The 17624-nt window shown below is 69.8% G+C and carries 11 protein-coding genes; 4 read left to right on the forward strand and 7 right to left on the reverse strand.

From position 1 onward, the window contains the following. Together E2651_RS28805 and E2651_RS28810 are read right to left on the reverse strand one after the other, a co-directional pair. Nucleotides 1–894 (reverse strand): coproporphyrinogen-III oxidase family protein (locus tag E2651_RS28805; RefSeq protein ID WP_167828920.1); only part of this gene is annotated, 894 nt, incomplete at its 3' end. Nucleotides 895–955: 61 nt separating this feature from the next. Next, a complete protein-coding gene (locus tag E2651_RS28810) occupies nucleotides 956–2875 on the reverse strand; it encodes an ATP-binding SpoIIE family protein phosphatase (RefSeq protein WP_135334167.1) in 1920 nt (639 codons plus the stop codon). A gap of 240 nt (nucleotides 2876–3115) precedes the next feature. Here E2651_RS28810 and E2651_RS28815 point away from each other — a divergent pair, with 240 nt between their 5' ends. Further along, a complete protein-coding gene (locus tag E2651_RS28815) occupies nucleotides 3116–7165 on the forward strand; it encodes a HAMP domain-containing protein (RefSeq protein WP_135334175.1) in 4050 nt (1349 codons plus the stop codon). A gap of 11 nt (nucleotides 7166–7176) precedes the next feature. Continuing rightward, nucleotides 7177–7764 (forward strand): response regulator, encoded by a 588-nt coding sequence (locus tag E2651_RS28820; RefSeq protein ID WP_135334168.1) that lies wholly within the window; start codon nucleotides 7177–7179, stop codon nucleotides 7762–7764. 42 nt (nucleotides 7765–7806) lie between these two features. Here E2651_RS28820 and E2651_RS28825 read toward each other — a convergent pair whose 3' ends face one another. After that, nucleotides 7807–9696, reverse strand: coding sequence for an AMP-dependent synthetase/ligase (locus E2651_RS28825; RefSeq protein ID WP_135334169.1), 1890 nt, complete (start codon nucleotides 9694–9696; stop codon nucleotides 7807–7809). Between the two features lie 230 nt (nucleotides 9697–9926). Further along, entirely contained in the window at nucleotides 9927–11798 is a 1872-nt protein-coding gene (lepA, locus tag E2651_RS28830; RefSeq protein ID WP_135334170.1) for a translation elongation factor 4, read from the reverse strand. 258 nt (nucleotides 11799–12056) lie between these two features. Here lepA and rpsT point away from each other — a divergent pair, with 258 nt between their 5' ends. Then, nucleotides 12057–12323 (forward strand): 30S ribosomal protein S20, encoded by a 267-nt coding sequence (gene rpsT, locus E2651_RS28835; protein ID WP_135334171.1) that lies wholly within the window; start codon nucleotides 12057–12059, stop codon nucleotides 12321–12323. 384 nt (nucleotides 12324–12707) lie between these two features. Here the strand turns inward: rpsT and holA are convergent, their stop codons facing one another. Further along, on the reverse strand, nucleotides 12708–13691 hold the full coding sequence (holA, locus tag E2651_RS28840) for a DNA polymerase III subunit delta (protein ID WP_209446271.1): 984 nt from the start codon (nucleotides 13689–13691) through the stop codon (nucleotides 12708–12710). A gap of 103 nt (nucleotides 13692–13794) precedes the next feature. Between holA and E2651_RS28845 the strand changes: the two genes are divergently transcribed. Further along, nucleotides 13795–14040 (forward strand): hypothetical protein, encoded by a 246-nt coding sequence (locus E2651_RS28845; protein ID WP_135334173.1) that lies wholly within the window; start codon nucleotides 13795–13797, stop codon nucleotides 14038–14040. A gap of 14 nt (nucleotides 14041–14054) precedes the next feature. Here the strand turns inward: E2651_RS28845 and E2651_RS28850 are convergent, their stop codons facing one another. Continuing rightward, nucleotides 14055–14939, reverse strand: coding sequence for a YceI family protein (locus E2651_RS28850; protein ID WP_135334176.1), 885 nt, complete (start codon nucleotides 14937–14939; stop codon nucleotides 14055–14057). 293 nt (nucleotides 14940–15232) lie between these two features. Further along, on the reverse strand, nucleotides 15233–17575 hold the full coding sequence (locus E2651_RS28855; RefSeq protein WP_135334177.1) for a ComEC/Rec2 family competence protein: 2343 nt from the start codon (nucleotides 17573–17575) through the stop codon (nucleotides 15233–15235). Nucleotides 17576–17624: the final 49 nt, after the last annotated feature.

Genomic DNA, 17624 nt, shown 5'->3' on the forward strand with positions numbered 1-17624 from the left:
CCACCAGTCGGCCCCCCGCCAGTACAACTCGTTGTGCAGACACCGCCCCGCCTCCGAGGTGGCCCAGTTGGACACCTCGTACCAGGAGAAGCCCGCACCACCAAGGACCTCGTCCGCGATGAGATACCGGTCCGCGTGCACGTCGTCGTCCGTCATCGGCACCTCCCCGCGCCGAATCCGCCGCGCGAGCTGAGTGCCTTCCTCCACGATCAGCGCGTAAGCACTGACGTGGTCGGGACCCGCCCCGATCGCCGCCTCGAGCGAGGCGCGCCAGTCGGAGTCGGACTCCCCCGGGGTTCCGTAGATCAGGTCCAGATTCACGTGGTCGAAGCCCGCAGCCCGCGCCTCCGCCACGCACGCCTCGGGACGGCCCGGCGTATGCGTACGGTCGAGCACCTTCAGGACATGCTGCTTCGCGCTCTGCATCCCGAAGGAGATCCGGTTGAAGCCACCGGCCCTGAGCTCGGCCAGGTACTCGGGCCCGACCGACTCCGGGTTCGCCTCCGTAGTGATCTCCGCGTCGTCCGCAAGACCGAACTCATCCCGTACGGCACCCAGCATGCGGACGAGATCACCCGCCGAAAGGAGCGTCGGCGTACCCCCGCCCACGAACACGGTCCGCACCGGACGCGGGTCGTCGCCGAGGACCTTGCGCGCGAGGCGCACCTCGTCGATCAAGGTGTCCGCGTAGTTGTCGCGGGAGGCCAGTACGCCGCCCGATCCGCGCAGCTCGGTCGCCGTGTACGTGTTGAAGTCGCAGTATCCGCAGCGCGTGGCGCAGTACGGAACGTGGAGGTAGAAGCCGAGCGGACGGGCCCCCGCCCCCTGCAGGGCGGACGCGGGCAGCGTCCCGTCCTCGGGCATGGGCTCACCATCGGGCAGTGCGGAAGGCATACCTTCGATTGTCCCGCACCGGCGGGAATACCCGAGCCGCCGTCGTTTTCCCCTGACGCGACTACTGCGCCTGAAGCACAAGCACCGCCATGTCGTCGTCCGGCGGCCGCTCCGAGAACTCGTGCACCAGGCGTTTGATCCGCTCCGCCACAAGACCGGCGTCGAGCCCCGCGCAGCCCGCCAGCGCCGTCGCCAGGCCGTCCTCGTCGTCGAACATGTCGAGGCCCGCGCGACGCTCCGTGACGCCGTCGGTGACGCAGAGCAGTGTGTCGCCGGTCCGTAATGCGAAGGTCTCGCTCGTGTACGTCACGTCGTCGACGACCCCGAGGAGCAGCTGGGGCGTGGCCGCCGCGCGGACGTCCCCGTCGGGCGAGAGCAGGAGGGGCAGCGGGTGTCCCGCGCTCGCGACGGTGCAGCGGACGCCGCCCTCGACGGGGGCCAGCTCGCCGTAGAGGAGGGAGAGAAAGCGGGAGGTGGCGCCGTCCGGCGGCACGCCCTGGCCGCCCGCCACCGCGACCACCGCCGCGGCCGCGTCCGCCGCCTCCGTCGCGTCGTCGAGGAGGAGTTGGTTGAGGCGGTCGAGGACCTCCGCGACCTGGTAGCCCTCGCGGGCGAGCAGGCGCAGCCAGGGCCGGGCGAGGCCGATCACGACGGCCGCCTCGACGCCCTTGCCCTGGACGTCGCCGAGCGCGAAGCACCAGCGGCCCTTGCCGGCCTGGAACACGTCGTAGAAGTCGCCGCCGGGGCCGCCCTTGTCGCGGGGTTCGTAGACGACGCCGCTCTGTACGCCGGGGATCTCCGCCACGGATCCCGGCAGCAGGCCGCGCTGCAGGACCTGGCTGATATTGGCCTGCCGCTGGTAGCGCCGGGCCGCGCTGACGGCGAGGGCGACGCGGCGGCTGAAGTCCTCGATGAGCCCGGTGACCTCGTCGGCGAAGCGCACCATTCCGGAGCGCCCGATGACGAGCGTGCCGAGCGCGCGCCCGCCCGCGGTCAGGCGGTACGCGAGGGCCGTGCCCGCCTCATCTCCGGGCAGCGCGTCGGCGGGCCAGGGCACGGGGACCGCGCCGGTGCCGACCGCGTCGGACAGCCGGGGCGGATCCTTCTCCAGGGTCCGGCGCAGCTCCTCTATGCGCTGCTCGCTGGTGTGCCAGACGCGGGCGAGGCGGGTGCCGGTCGCCCCGGTGCCGACGCCGCGCCCGGCGACCTCCGTCTCGTCGTCGAGCCAGACCGCGCACCAGTCCGCGAGCCGGGGCACCAGGAGCTGTCCGGCGAGCGCCGCCACCAAGTCCTCGTCGAACTGTCCGGCGAGCAGATCGGAGGCCTCGGCGAGGAAGGTGAGCGCGCCGCGGTTGACCCACTCCGTGTCGTGCGTGATCCGTTTCGGCAGCGGCGCGAGGATCTCGGCGGCCCGCAGACCGCGCTGCAGGGCCTGTTCACTGGCGTACGACTCTATTTCCTGGACGGCCTGTACGCCCTCGACGGGGAGGCGGGCCCAGACGGTCTTGGTGCCCGTGCGGTAGGTGATGCCCCAGGACTCGGAGAGGGTCGCGACGAGCTGCAGGCCCCTGCCGTACTCGGGGGTGCCGGGCGGCTGGGGGACGGGCTCGCTGCGGACCGCGCGGGCGGGGTGGTGGTCGGAGACCTCGATGACCAGGGCGTCGGCGCTCTCGCCGAGGCCTGCCTCGTCGAGCCGGCACAGGAGCTCGACGGTGGTGCCGGCGTGGACCACGGCGTTCGTGACGAGTTCGCTGACGAGGAGAACCGAGTCGTCGGCGAGGCGGTCGGTGATGCCCGCGGCCGCGGGCACGGCGAGTTCGGTCCAGTCGGCGAGCGCCGCGCGCACGAACCTGCGCGCGGCGGCGGGCGCCATCGGGTTGCCGGGCAGTGATGTGCGTACCACGGCCGGCGGGCCGGGGCGGTGCTCCGGCTGGAGGGACGCACGGAAAGTGGTCTCCCGTTGCCTCGGAATGGACCCCACGTTTCGGCTCCTGAGCAGTTCGGTCGAATACGCCTCAGGCGACACGGACAGAGTGACAGACTGGCCACGCCCATAAGCACCGAGTTACTGAAGTGGGCCGTTATGAGTGAGAACAGTGGTATGCCTGCGCTCGGTTTCGGTCAGATTCCGGCTCCGATACCCGCGCCGGATCCGGTCACGGTCACGTCCGCCGAGAGCGCCGCGGAGCCTGCCTCCGACCTGCGTTTCCTCCTGGCGGCGATGCGGGCCGCGCGGGACGGGGACTTGACCAAGATCGCGGTGACCGGTGACGGTCTGGCCGGCGAGCTGCACACGGTGTTCAACGAGATGCTCGACCGCTCGCTGCACTTCGACAGCGAACTCACGCGCGTACGCCGGGAGATCATCCGCCACGGCCATCTCGACGAACGCTTCTCGGCCAGCCCCGGGCAGGGCAGCTGGTCCACGCGCGTCACTGACGTCAACTCGCTGCTCAACTCGCTGGTGGCCCCGGCGGCCAACGCCACGCGCGTCCTGAACGCGGTGGCGGGCGGCGATCTCACCCAGCACGTGGATCTGCACGACGGCTCGCGTGAACTGCGGGGCGACCTGCGGCGTCTGGGCCGTGCCGTGAACACGATGGTCGACCAGCTGTCGCTCTTCACGGGCGAGGTCACCCGGGTCGCGCGCGAAGTCGGCACGGAGGGGCGGCTCGGCGGGCGCGCCAAGGTCCGTGGTCTGTCGGGGAGTTGGCGGGACGTGACGGAGGCCGTCAACACGATGGCGTCCCGGCTCACCGCCCAGGTGCGGGACATCGCCCTGGTGACGACGGCGGTGGCGCAGGGCGATCTGACGCGTACGGTGACGGTCGAGGCGACGGGTGAGCTTCTCGAGCTGAAGCTGACCGTGAACACGATGGTCGACCAGCTCTCGGCGTTCGCGGCCGAGGTGACGCGGGTGGCGCGCGAGGTCGGCACGGAGGGCCAGCTGGGCGGCCGGGCGCAGGCGCGCGGGGTGTCCGGCGTATGGAAGGACCTCACCGACAACGTCAACTTCATGGCGTCGAACCTCACTTCGCAGGTCCGCAACATCGCCCAGGTGACGACGGCCGTGGCGAACGGCGATCTGAGCCAGAAGATCACCGTGGACGCGCGGGGCGAGATCCTGGAGCTGAAGTCGACGGTCAACACGATGGTCGACCAGCTCTCCGCCTTCGCCGACGAGGTGACACGGGTGGCCCGTGAGGTCGGCACGGAGGGAAATCTGGGCGGGCGGGCCCAGGTGCGTGGCGTGTCGGGCGTATGGAAGGACCTCACCGACAACGTCAACTTCATGGCGGACAACCTCACTTCGCAGGTGCGGAACATCGCGCAGGTGTCGACGGCGGTCGCCCAGGGCGACCTCGGCAAGAAGATCACCGTCGAGGCGAAGGGCGAGATCCTCGAACTGAAGTCGACCATCAACACGATGGTCGACCAGCTCTCCGCCTTCGCCGACGAGGTCACCCGCGTCGCCCGCGAGGTCGGCACGGAGGGCAACCTCGGCGGTCAGGCGCAGGTGCGTGGCGTGTCCGGCGTATGGAAGGACCTCACCGACAACGTCAACTTCATGGCGCTGAACCTCACTTCGCAGGTCCGCAACATCGCCCAGGTCACCACGGCCGTCGCCAACGGCGACCTGTCCAAGATGATCACGGTGACGGCGCGCGGCGAGATCCTGGAGCTGAAGGACACCGTCAACACGATGGTGGAGCAGCTGCGGGCCTTCGCCGACGAGGTGACGCGGGTGGCCCGGGAGGTCGGCACCGACGGGCGGCTCGGCGGCCGGGCCCAGGTCCTGGGCGTATCGGGGGTGTGGAAGGACCTCACCGACAACGTCAACTACATGGCGGACAACCTCACCGGTCAGGTCCGCAACATCGCGCAGGTCGCGACGGCGGTGGCCGAGGGCGACCTGTCCAAGAAGATCGACGTCGACGCGCGCGGCGAGATCCTGGAGCTGAAGACCACCATCAACACCATGGTGGACACGCTGTCCTCGTTCTCCTCCGAGGTCACCCGCGTCGCCCGTGAGGTCGGCTCCGAAGGTCAACTGGGCGGCCAGGCAAGGGTCGAGGGCGTCTACGGCACGTGGAAGCGCCTGACGACGAACGTGAACGAGCTGGCCCTCAATCTCACCACCCAGGTCCGCGCGATCGCCGAGGTGGCGTCCGCCGTCGCCCAGGGCGACATGACCCGCTCCATCACGGTCGAGACCCGCGGCGAGGTCTCCGAGCTCAAGGACAACATCAACCTGATGGTGTCCAACCTCCGCGAGACCACCCGCGCCAAGGACTGGCTGGAGTCCAACCTGGCCCGCCTGGCGGGTCTGATGCAGGGCCACCGCGACCTGATGGAGGTCGCCGATCTGATCCTGCGCGAGCTGACCCCGCTGGTGAACGCCCAGTACGGCGCGTTCTTCCTGGCCGACCCGGACACCGAGGACACTGCGACGCTGCAGACCCCGCCGGCCAAGGGGCTCGCCTTCATCGCCGGGTACGGCTCGGCGCAGGGCTCGGTCGTCGACACCGGCGCGATGCCCGCGCACGGTCTGGTGCGGCAGGCGGCGCTTGAGAAGAAGCGGATCCTCGTCGACGAGGTGCCGCCCGACTACATCAAGATCCACTCAGGGCTCGGGGACTCCAGCCCGGCCAGCCTCGTGATCATCCCGATCCTCTTCGAGGACAAGCTGCTCGGCGTGATCGAGCTGGCCACGTTCTCCCGCTTCTCCGATGTCCACCTGGCGTTCTTCGACCAGTTCGTGAACACCATCGGCGTCGCGATCAACACGATCATCGCCAACTCCCGTACGGAATCACTGCTCAGCGAGTCGCAGCGGCTCGCCACCCAGCTGCAGGACCGCTCGGATGAACTCCAGCTCCAGCAGGCCGAGTTGCAGCGCTCCAACGCCGAGCTGGAGGAGAAGGCGGCGCTGCTCGCCACCTCGTCGCAGTACAAGTCGGAGTTCCTCGCGAACATGTCGCACGAGCTGCGCACCCCGCTGAACTCGCTGCTCATCCTGGCCCGGCTGCTCTCCGACAACCCCGACGACCATCTCTCGGACCAGGAGGTCCAGTTCGCGACGACCATCCACCGCTCGGGCTCCGACCTCCTCCAACTCATCAACGACATCCTGGACTTGTCGAAGATCGAGGCGGGCCGGATGGACGTCCGGCCCAAGAGCCTCCCGCTGATCAAGGTCCTCGACTACGTCCACGCGACGTTCCGCCCGCTCACCCTCGACCGCGGTCTCGCCTTCGAGGTGTCGGTCGGCGAGGACGTGCCGCGCGAGATGTTCTCCGACGAGCAGCGCCTCCAGCAGATCCTGCGCAACCTCCTGTCGAACGCGGTCAAGTTCACCGCGAACGGCCGCGTCGAGCTGCGCGTGACCCGCGTCAAGCCTGCCGGCGACCGGCCGGGTCAGGACGGCGGCGACCTGATCTGCTTCGCCGTCAAGGACACCGGCATCGGCATCCCCCCCGAGCAACTCCCGGTCATCTTCGAGGCGTTCCAGCAGGCGGACGGCACCACCAACCGCAAGTACGGCGGCACCGGCCTCGGCCTCTCCATCAGCCGCGAGATCGCCGGACTCCTCGGCGGCCGCATCACCGCGGAGAGCAGCCCGGGCCAGGGCTCCACCTTCACGCTGTACGTCCCCGTGGCGCACCCCGGACACGGTCCCGCCGCGGCGGCGTACGCGGCGGCGAGGACCCACGCCGCGCCGGACCCGGAGAGCCAGGCCCCGCTGTCCCCGCACACCTTCCTCGACCAGGACGACAACTGGCCCACGCCCACCAAGCTGGAGGAGTACCGGGAGGGCAGGGCGGGCCGGGTCCTTCGCGGGCGCCGGGTGCTCATCGTGGACGACGACATCCGCAACGTCTTCGCCCTCACGCACGTACTGAGCCGTGTCGGCATGCCGGTCCTGTACGCGGAGAACGGCCGCGAGGGCATCGAGACGCTCGAGCGCAACCCGGACGTCGACCTGATCCTGATGGACATCATGATGCCGGAGATGGACGGCTACGAAACCATCGCCGCGATCCGCCGCACCCCGCGCTGGTCCGGACTCCCCATCATCGCGCTGACCGCGAAGGCGATGCCCGGCGACCGCGAGAAGGCGATCGCGCAGGGCGCCACCGACTACGTACCCAAGCCCGTGGATGTGGACCAACTGCTCAGCGTGGCCTGCGCCCTGCTGGCTCCCGAGGGTGGTGCGGACGCGGTGGAGCTGTCCGCGCCGGCCGCCACACCACCGGCTACGTCCGAGTGAGGCACTGTCACATGAGCACAGAGGTCATGACCGACCATCGCGCGAGCATCCTCCTTGTCGATGACATGGAGGACAATCTGATGGCGCTGGAAGCCGTCCTGGGGTCACTCAACGAACCACTGGTACGCGCCCGTTCGGGCGAGGAGGCGATGAAGGCGATCCTGCGGCAGCGGTTCGCCGTGATCCTCCTGGACGTGCGGATGCCGGGAATGGACGGCTTCGAGACGGCGTCGAACATCAAGCGGCTCGACCAGACCAAGGACGTACCCATCATCTTTCTGACGGGCACGGACAACGACGCGGGGTACGCCTTCCGCGGCTACGCGACGGGTGCCGCCGACTATCTCACCAAGCCGTTCGACCCCTGGGTGCTGCGCGCGAAGGTCACCGTCTTCCTCGAACTGCACCGCAAGAACCAGCAGTTGGAGCGCATTCTGGCGCGCGAGCAGCAGCAGTTCGACGAGCTGGCGGCCCGCCTCGCGGCGATCGAGACGCACATGGCCGCCAGCAGCCTCAAGGACGTACTGGAACTGCGCCACCACGTGACGCACATGGAGGAGATGGTGAAGGAGATGCGGCGCGGACGGGGTGGCAGGTGACAAGACCTTGCGAACACCCCGTCCGCGTACGGGAGTCGAGGCTCAGGCCTCGCGCGAACCCGCGTACATCTCGTCGATCAGGTGCTGGTACTCACGCTCGACCACCGGGCGCTTCAGCTTGAGGCTGGGCGTCAGTTCGCCGTGCTCGATGTCCAGGTCGCGCGGGAGCAGCTTGAACTTCTTCACGGTCTGCCAGCGCTGCAGGCCTTCGTTGAGCTGCTTCACATAGCCCTCGATGAGCGTGACCGTCGCCGGGGCGGCGACCACGTCGGCGTAGCTCTTGCCGCTCAGACCGTTCTCCTTGGCCCAGTCCAGGATGGCGGGCTCGTCGAGGGCGATCAGGGCGGTGCAGAAGTTCCGGTCGGCGCCGTGCACCAGGATGTTGGAGACGTACGGGCAGACCGCCTTGAACTGGCCCTCGACCTCGGCGGGCGCGATGTACTTGCCGCCGGACGTCTTGATCAGGTCCTTCTTGCGGTCGGTGATCTTCAGGTACCCGTCGGGGGACAGCTCGCCGATGTCACCGGTGTGGAACCAGCCGTCGGACTCCAGGACCTCGACGGTCTTCTCGGGCAGGCCGTGGTAGCCCTCCATGATGCCGGGGCCGCGCAGCAGGATCTCGCCGTCGTCGGCGATGCGGACCTCGGTGCCGGGCAGCGGCTTGCCGACGGTGCCGGTGCGGTAGGCCTCGCCCGGGTTCACGAAGGACGCGGCGGAGGACTCCGTCAGGCCGTAGCCCTCCAGGATGTGGATGCCCGCGCCCGCGAAGAAGTAGCCGATCTCGGGCGCGAGCGCGGCCGAGCCGGAGACGGCGGCGCGCAGGCGTCCGCCGAAGGCCTCACGGAGCTTGGAGTAGACGAGCGCGTCGGCGACCTTGTGCTTGGCGCCGAGGCCGAACGGCACGGACGCGTTGCCGGTCCTGCGGAAGTTGTCCTGGCTGACCTTGGCGTACTCGCGGGAGACCTCGGCCGCCCACAGGAAGATCTTGTACTTGGCGCCGCCACCGGCCCGTGCCTTGGCCGCGACGCCGTTGTAGACCTTCTCGAAGATGCGCGGCACGGCCGCCATGTACGTCGGCTGCACCACCGGAAGGTTCTCGATGATCTTGTCGACGCGGCCGTCGACGGCGGTGACGTGCCCCAGCTCGATCTGCCCGGAGGTCAGCACCTTGCCGAAGACGTGCGCGAGCGGCAGCCACAGGTACTGCACGTCGTCGGGGCCGAGCAGACCGGTCGCGGCGATGGCCTTCGCCATGTACGACCAGTTGTCCTGCGGCAGCCGCACGCCCTTGGGCTTACCCGTGGTGCCGGAGGTGTAGATGATCGTGGCGAGCTGGTCCTTGGTGATCGCGGCGATCCGCTCCTTGACCGCCCCCGGGTTCTTCTCCAGGTGGGCGGCGCCGCGCGCCTCGAGCTCCGCGAGCGTGAGCACCCAGCCATCGGGGTCGCCCTCGACGGGCCCGGCGCCCTCGGTGTCGATCACCACGACGTGCTTGAGCTCGGGCAGCTCGGCCCGCTTCTCGCGCGCCTTGGCGAGCTGCTCGGCGTTCTCGGCGATCAGCACACGGCTGCCGGAGTCGGCCAGGATGTAGGTGGACTCCTCGGCGTTGGTCTGCGGATACACCGTGGTGGTGGCCGCGCCGGCGCAGAGGATGCCGAGGTCGGAGAGGATCCACTCGACCCGTGTGGACGAGGCGAGGGCCACCCGGTCCTCGGGCGCGAGGCCGAGCTCGATCAGGCCCGCGGCGATGGCGTAGACGCGCTCGGCGGCCTGCGCCCAGCTCAGCGACTTCCAGTCGTCGGGGCCTTCGCCGGCGGCCGCCGGCACGGGATAGCGGTAGGCCTCGGCGTCCGGCGTGGCAGCCACGCGCTCCAGGAAGAGATGCGCCACGGACGGCGGACGGTTCTCGATCAAGGTCTGTGTGTCGCTCACGACATCCTCCGGACCCGCGACATGGCGGCGACTGGCTGGCGGCTGCTGGTCTTGTTTAACTTGCGAGTAACCTACGAGCAGTGATCAGAGTAGAGCGCTGAAGCCCGGTGCGTAAGGGGCTTCTGCCTGTCACTTCATACAGAACGGGTCCGCCGCGCAAGAAGCGCGACGGACCCGCTGAGATGCCCCTGTGACGCCCGTGCCGGACGGGGCGGCGGCTGAGGTGTGGGCTACTTCTTCGTCTTGCCCGGACCGCTGTCGTCGCTGGAGAGCACGGCGATGAAGGCTTCCTGCGGCACCTCGACGGAGCCGACCATCTTCATCCGCTTCTTGCCCTCCTTCTGCTTCTCGAGCAGCTTCCGCTTACGGGAGATGTCACCGCCGTAGCACTTGGCGAGGACGTCCTTGCGGATGGCGCGGATGGTCTCGCGGGCGATGACCCGGGAACCGATCGCGGCCTGGACGGGCACCTCGAAGGCCTGCCGCGGGATCAGCTCGCGCAGCTTGGCGACGAGCCGCACGCCGTACGCGTACGCCGCGTCCTTGTGCGTGACGGCGGAGAAGGCGTCGACCTTGTCGCCGTGCAGCAGGATGTCGACCTTGACGAGCTGCGCGGACTGCTCGCCCGTGGGCTCGTAGTCCAGCGAGGCGTAGCCGCGCGTCTTGGACTTCAGCTGGTCGAAGAAGTCGAAGACGATCTCGGCGAGCGGCAGCGTGTAGCGGATCTCCACACGGTCCTCGGAGAGGTAGTCCATGCCGAGCAGGGTGCCGCGCCGGTTCTGGCACAGCTCCATGATCGAGCCGATGAACTCGCTCGGAGCGAGGATCGTGGCGCGTACGACGGGTTCGTAGACCTCGTCGATCTTGCCCTCGGGGAATTCGCTCGGGTTGGTGACGACGTGCTCGGCGCCGTCCTCCATGATCACGCGGTAGACCACGTTCGGAGCGGTGGCGATGAGGTCGAGCCCGAACTCGCGCTCGAGCCGCTCACGGATCACGTCGAGGTGCAGCAGACCCAGGAAGCCGACGCGGAAGCCGAAGCCGAGCGCGGCCGAGGTCTCCGGCTCGTAGACGAGCGCGGCGTCGTTGAGCTGCAGCTTGTCCAGGGCCTCGCGCAGGTCCGGGTACTCCGAGCCGTCCAGCGGATAGAGACCCGAGAAGACCATCGGCTTCGGGTCCTTGTAACCGCCGAGCGCCTCGGTCGCGCCCTTGTGCAGGGAGGTGATCGTGTCACCGACCTTGGACTGACGGACGTCCTTCACGCCGGTGATGATGTAGCCCACCTCGCCGACGCCGATGCCGTCGGCCGGGGTCATCTCCGGGGACGAGACACCGATCTCGAGCAGCTCGTGCGTGGCGCCGGTGGACATCATCCGGATCCGCTCACGCTTGTTGAGCTGGCCGTCGACGACACGTACGTACGTCACGACGCCCCGGTAGGAGTCATAGACCGAGTCGAAGATCATCGCGCGGGCGGGCGCGTCCGCGACGCCGACCGGCGCCGGGACCTCGGCGACGACCTTGTCGAGCAGCGCCTCGACGCCCATGCCGGTCTTCGCGGAGACCTTCAGCACGTCCTCCGGCTGGCAGCCGATGAGATTGGCCAGCTCCTCGGAGAACTTCTCCGGCTGGGCGGCCGGCAGGTCGATCTTGTTGAGCACCGGGACGATCTTGAGGTCGTTCTCCATCGCCAGGTAGAGGTTGGCGAGAGTCTGAGCCTCGATGCCCTGCGCGGCGTCGACGAGGAGGACCGTGCCCTCACAGGCCGCCAGCGAGCGCGACACCTCGTACGTGAAGTCCACGTGCCCCGGGGTGTCGATCATGTTGAGGATGTGGGTCTTGCTCTGCTCGGGGCCCTCGGTGGGGGCCCAGGGCAGACGCACCGCCTGGGACTTGATCGTGATGCCGCGCTCGCGCTCGATGTCCATCCGGTCGAGGTACTGAGCACGCATCTGCCGCTGGTCCACCACACCGGTGAGCTGGAGCATGCGGTCGGCGAGTGTGGACTTGCCGTGGTCGATGTGCGCGATGATGCAGAAATTACGGATCAGAGCCGGGTCGGTACGGCTCGGCTCGGGCACATTCTTAGGGGTCGCGGGCACGCAGGGTCCTGTCTCTTGAGGCGCCTGTCGCCTCGGGGTCGGATCTCCGGATCGATACGTAGGTTCCATGGTCCCACGCGTGGGGCACTGGGCCCGGTTTGGGCCGCCGGATGCGGTGACCGCGCCCGGATTGGGCCGGTAGCGGGGCGGCTGGTAATCTGGGCAGCTGTGTCTCCTGGCCCTCTCGGCTCTGAGGCACGTGTCAAAGAAATTCATCTGCAGTACCTCTGCAGTAACTGAACCTGAAAAGGCTCTTTCGTGGCGAACATCAAGTCCCAGATCAAGCGGATCAAGACCAACGAGAAGGCGCGTCAGCGCAACAAGGCGGTCAAGTCTTCCCTGAAGACCGCGATCCGCAAGGCCCGCGAGGCCGTTGCCGCTGGTGACACCCAGAAGGCCGTCGAGGCGACGCGCGAGGCTTCGCGCCAGCTCGACAAGGCCGTCTCCAAGGGCGTCATCCACAAGAACCAGGCCGCCAACAAGAAGTCGGCGCTTGCTTCGAAGGTCGCGACCCTCCAGGGCTGAAGCCCTTGCCCCGGCTCGCCGGGGCGCTGATCAATCCTCCCGCGAGGGTAATTCGAGCCCTCTACCTCGAATCGCGGACAGACCACGCAGTACGCCACGCTGCGACGATGCCCCCGGCCCACTCCGGGGGCATTGCTGTGTTTGGGGGGCTGATCTGCCGGGGGCGCCCCGTTATGGGCGCGCGGGGTGTGCCCCGTCAGGGGCGCGGGGAACTGCGCGACCAGCCACAGCCGACCCACAGACAGGCGCCCCTCAGGGGCGCGGGGAACTGCGCGACCAGCCACAGCCGACCCGCAGACAGGCGCCCCTCAGGGGCGCGGGGAACTGCGCGACCAGCCACAGCCGACCCGCGGATTCCGACCGGCAGCTATGAACGGCTCAAGCTCAGCGCCGCGACCGCGCCGCGCGGGCGATGGCGACAACGGCCTTCTCAAGGGCGTACTCAGGATCATCCCCGCCCCCCTTGACCCCCGCATCGGCCGCCGCGACAGCGGTAAGCGCGGCGGCAACACCATCCGGCGTCCACCCCCGCATCTGCTGCCGAACCCGATCAATCTTCCAGGGCGGCATCCCCAGCTCCCGGGCAAGGTCAGCCGGCCGCCCGCCCCTCGCAGAGGACAGCTTCCCGATCGCCCGCACGGCCTGCGCCAACGCACTGGTGATCAGAACGGGGGCGACCCCGGTCGACAGCGACCACCGCAACGCTTCCAGCGCCTCCGCGGCCCGCCCCTCCACTGCACGGTCGGCCACGGTAAAGCTGGAGGCCTCCGCACGCCCCGTGTAATAACGCCCGACGACCGCCTCGTCGATCGTGCCCTCGACATCCGCCACCAGCTGGGACACCGCGGAGGCAAGCTCCCGCAGATCACTGCCGATCGAGTCGACCAGGGCCTGGCAGGCCTCGGGCGTGGCCGAACGGCCGAGCGTACGGAACTCGCTCCGTACGAACGAGAGCCGGTCCGCGGCCTTGGTCATCTTGGGGCAGGCCACCTCACGGGCCCCCGCCTTGCGGGCCGCGTCGAGCAGGCCCTTGCCCTTCGCGCCGCCCGCGTGCAGCAGGACGAGGGTGATCTCCTCGGCAGGCGACCCGAGATACGCCTTCACGTCCTTGACCGTGTCGGCCGACAGATCCTGCGCGTTCCGCACGATCACGACCTTGCGCTCGGCGAAGAGCGAGGGACTGGTCAGCTCGGCGAGCGTGCCGGGCTGCAGCTGGTCGGAGGTGAGGTCGCGTACGTCCGTGTCCGCGTCGGAGGCGCGGGCGGCGGCGACCACCTGCTGCACGGCGCGGTCGAGGAGGAGGTCCTCCTGGCCCACGGCGAGCGTGAGGGGAGCGAGCGGGTCGGCGGTATCTGTCTTCCTGGCCATCGCGGTCAAGCATCCCACGCGGCACTGACAGTCCATCCCGTACGGCAGTCCATCCCGTACGGCCGGTTCCCGGGCGGCTCGTCCCGTACCGGAGAATGGGCGGGTGACCGACGTACGACATGTCCTGGTGCTGCCCGACCGCGACGCCGCGGAGGAAGTGGCCGAAGAGCTCCCCGACCGTTTCCGTGTCGCCGAGGAGCCTCAACTCGTCCGTGACGCCCTGGCCGGCGAGGACGACGCCGAGGACGCCCAGTGGCTCGTCGTGGTCGAGGACCCGGAGCGGCGCCTGGACCGCGCGGCGCTCGACGCGCTCGCGGCGGAGTACGAGGGCTGGCTCGAGGCTCCCTAGAGATCCTCCGCCGGTCAGCCCTTGGGCAGGACCTGGATGTCGAGGTCGATCGTGATACTGGGTCCGACCGCGGCGATACCGCGCGCCAGCATCGTCTGCCAGGTGATCGTGAAGTCGTCGCGGTGCAGCTCGGTGGAGGCACGGCAGGCGACACGGGTCTCCCCCTCGAGCCCCTGGCCGACCCCGAGATACTCGGTGTCCAGCGTGACCGTGCGCGTCACGCCGTGCAGCGTGAGGCCGCCCGTGACCGCCCAGCGGCTGCCGCCCTTGTGCACAAAGCGGTCGCTGTAGAACTCCATCGTCGGGAACCGCTCCACGTCGAGGAAGTCGCCGGACCGCAGATGGTCGTCGCGCATCTTGACCGCGGTGTCGATGGAGGCCGCGTCGATGACGACATGCATCGCGGAGTTCTCCATCCGGTCGGCGATCCGGATCGCGCCCGCGAAGCTGTTGAAGCGTCCGTGGATACGGGCAAGACCGATGTGCCGCGCGGTGAAGGCGACCGAGGAGTGCATCGGGTCGATCTCCCAGTCCCCGGAATCGGGCAGCGCCGGAGGCTGAGCGACCTGGAGCATCACATCGCCGAGCGACGCGTGCGCGCTCTCCCCGACCGTGGCGTTCGCCCGGTACGGCGTGTACCCCTCCGCGGTGACCGCGAGGCGGTAGTCACCGGCCGGAACCGTCGCCACGAAGGAGCCGAACGGGTCCAACCCCCCGGTGACGACCTTGCGCCCCATGGCATCACTGACCGCGAACTCCGCGTGGCGCACCGGTTCGTTGACGGGGTCGAGCACCCGGCAGCTGAGCACTCCCGCACTGGGCGGAACCGGCACCGCGGACAGAAGGCCCCCTGACCCGCCGGCTTGGTTCGTACGGTTCCCCAGCCAACGGCCGAACATGTGCGACATACCCCCGCGCTACTTGACAACTCCTGTCCCGAAGAGGCATTCGATCACCGTTGTGGCATTCGATGCAACACGAGCCACATCGCAGGAATGATGCACTGGAGCTTGAACTGTCGCGAGTAGCCCGAATTGGTTGTTCCGGTTGGTGTTCCGGTTGATGTTCCGGTTGATGTTCCGGTTGATGTTCCGGTTGGCGTTCTGCCTGGTCAGCTCGGGCTTCGGTCGGGGCGACCTGGCGGTGGAGTGCCAGTTTCGCCGCAGCCGGACGGGCCCCGCAGCCCTAGGCGCTAGGGCGGCCGCGTGACCACCTCCATCCCCGGAGCCGCGCCTTCCGCCGGTCCGGCCGCCGGTCCGGCCCTTGGTCCGGCCCTTGGTCCGGCCGTCGCTCCGATGACCGCAATCGAGCCATTCCTGTCCGTCCGCAGCACCTCCGCTCCCCCGGCCCGCAGCGCCTCGACCGTGCGCGGCGAGGGGTGACCGTAGGAGTTGTCCCGGCCGCAGGAGATGAGCGCGAGGCGCGGCGCGGACCGCCTCAGCAGCCCTGGGTCCTGATAGGCCGAGCCGTGATGGGCGACTTTGAGCACGTCCACCGCCGACAGCGAGGCCACGGCAGGCGTCCGCAACAGGGCCCGCTGAGCGGGTGGTTCGAGATCTCCGAGCAGCAGCAGGGTCAGTCCTCCGGCGCGGACGAGCAGGGTGACGCTGGAGTCGTTGGGCCCCTCGGGAGCCATCACCCGGCTCGCCCCCTGGGCGATGGGCCACAACACCTGCCAGTCGAGACCGCCGGTGCGCCGCCGCTCCCCCGCCACGGCCCGGGTCACCGGAACGCGATGGGCGTTCGCTTGCTCGCGCACGAACTCCGCCTGGTCCGGCGGTTCCTGAAATCCCGTCGTCTGGATCGCGCCCACCCGGCGACCGCGCAGCACACCCGGCAGGCCCGCGACATGGTCGGCATGAAAGTGCGTCAGGAGCACGAGCGGTACGCGCGTGACGCCGAGCGAACGCAGACAGCGGTCCACGAGCACCGGATCGGGACCCGCGTCGACGACCACACCCGCACCGTCCCCCGCCGCAAGCACGGTCGCGTCCCCCTGGCCCACGTCGCACATCGCGAACCGCCACCCCACCGGGGGCCACCCCGCGATCACCCGGGTCAGCGGCGGCGGCTGCACGACCGCCAGGAGGAACAGCAGAGCGCAGGCCGCGGCGAGCCAGGGACGCCACAGGAGCCCGCGCCCGACCAGGGCGACGACGACCGTGACGGCGACGAGCAGCAACCCACCACGCCAGCCACTGGGCCAGTCGACACCGCTGCCGGGCAGCGCCGCACCGGTGCGGGCGATCTCCGCGATCCATCCGGTGGGCCAACTGGCGCACCAAGCAAGGAACTTGGCGACCGGCATCATCACAGGCGCCACCGCCAGGGTGGCGAAGCCAAGGACCGTGGCAGGCGCGACGGCGACCTCCGCCAGGAGATTGCAGGGCACCGCCACCAGGCTCACCCGGGCCGCCAGGACGGCGACGACCGGTGCGCACACCGCCTGCGCGGCGGCCGCCGCGGCGAGCGCCTCGGCAAGGCGTGGGGGAACCCGGCGTCTTTGGAGGGACGCGCTCCACCGCGGGGCGAGGGTGAGCAGGGCTCCGGTGGCCAGGACGGACAGCAGGAATCCGGGGCTGCGGGCCAGCCACGGGTCGTAGAGGACGAGCAGCAGCACGGCGGCGGCCAGGGCGGGGATCAACGACCGGCGGCGCCCGGTGCCGATGGCGAGCAGTGCGATCAGACCGCAGGCCGCCGCCCGCAGCACGCTCGGGTCAGGTCGGCAGACGATCACGAAGCCCAGGGTGAGCGAGCCGCCGATGAGCGCGGTCGTCCGCAGCGACATCCCAAGGCGTGGGGCGATGCCCCGCCGCTCGGCGCGCTGTGCGATGCCGGGCGGGCCGATGAGCAGCGCGAGCACGATCGTGAGGTTGGCCCCGCTGACGGCGAGCAGATGGGTGAGGTCGGTCGCCCGGAAGGCCTCGTCGAGATCGGGGGGCACACGGGTGGTGTCCCCGACCACGAGCCCGGGCAGCAACGCGCGGGCGTCGGCCGGCAACCCGTCCGTGGCCTCCCGCAGCCCGCCCCGCAGCCGTCCGGCGACCCGCTGCGCCCCGGACGGCCCCGCCACCACACGCGGCGCCCGCTCCCCGGACACCCGCAGCACCGCCGCGACCCGATCCCCCCGAGGCAACGGAGGCGCGAGACTCCCCCGAACCCGCACCCGAGTGGAGGGCAACAACGCGAACCAGCTCGCCGGACGCGCACGGGGATCAGGACGCCCGCCCCGGCCGAGATCCCCGGCGGGGCCGCTCTCAGCGGCGGAGTCCCTGGCGATGACCAGGACCGGGGCGCGCGTCACGGATGTCGTGCCGTCCGCCGAACCGACCCGGACGATCTCCGCGTTCAGCATGACGGAGGGCGGCACGGACCGGTCCCCGCTGACGTGGGGACGGGTGTGGCGGGGGTCGGACGTGACCTCCAACTCGGCGTCCACCTCCGCGTACTGACGGGCCAGCACGGGGACGGGTCCGCGGTGCAGGTCGGCACCGTGCAGGCCCGCCGACGTCGCGGCCGCCGCACCGCAGAGCAATGCCGTCGCAACGGAGACCCGCCCCCACGGCTGCCGCCGCCCCGAAGCC

It is taken from the genome of Streptomyces sp. MZ04, assembly GCF_004684775.1.
In the GTDB taxonomy this organism is placed as follows: Bacteria; Actinomycetota; Actinomycetes; order Streptomycetales; family Streptomycetaceae; genus Streptomyces.

What these genes read in the sequence shown, in the direction of transcription:
- E2651_RS28815 (WP_135334175.1), top strand. Translation starts at nt 3,116, where the DNA reads ATGCGGGCCGCGCGGGACGGGGACTTGACCAAGATCGCGGTGACCGGT.
- E2651_RS28820 (WP_135334168.1), top strand. Translation starts at nt 7,177, where the DNA reads ATGAGCACAGAGGTCATGACCGACCATCGCGCGAGCATCCTCCTTGTC.
- holA (WP_209446271.1), bottom strand. Translation starts at nt 13,691, where the DNA reads ATGGCCAGGAAGACAGATACCGCCGACCCGCTCGCTCCCCTCACGCTC.
- E2651_RS28850 (WP_135334176.1), bottom strand. Translation starts at nt 14,939, where the DNA reads ATGTTCGGCCGTTGGCTGGGGAACCGTACGAACCAAGCCGGCGGGTCA.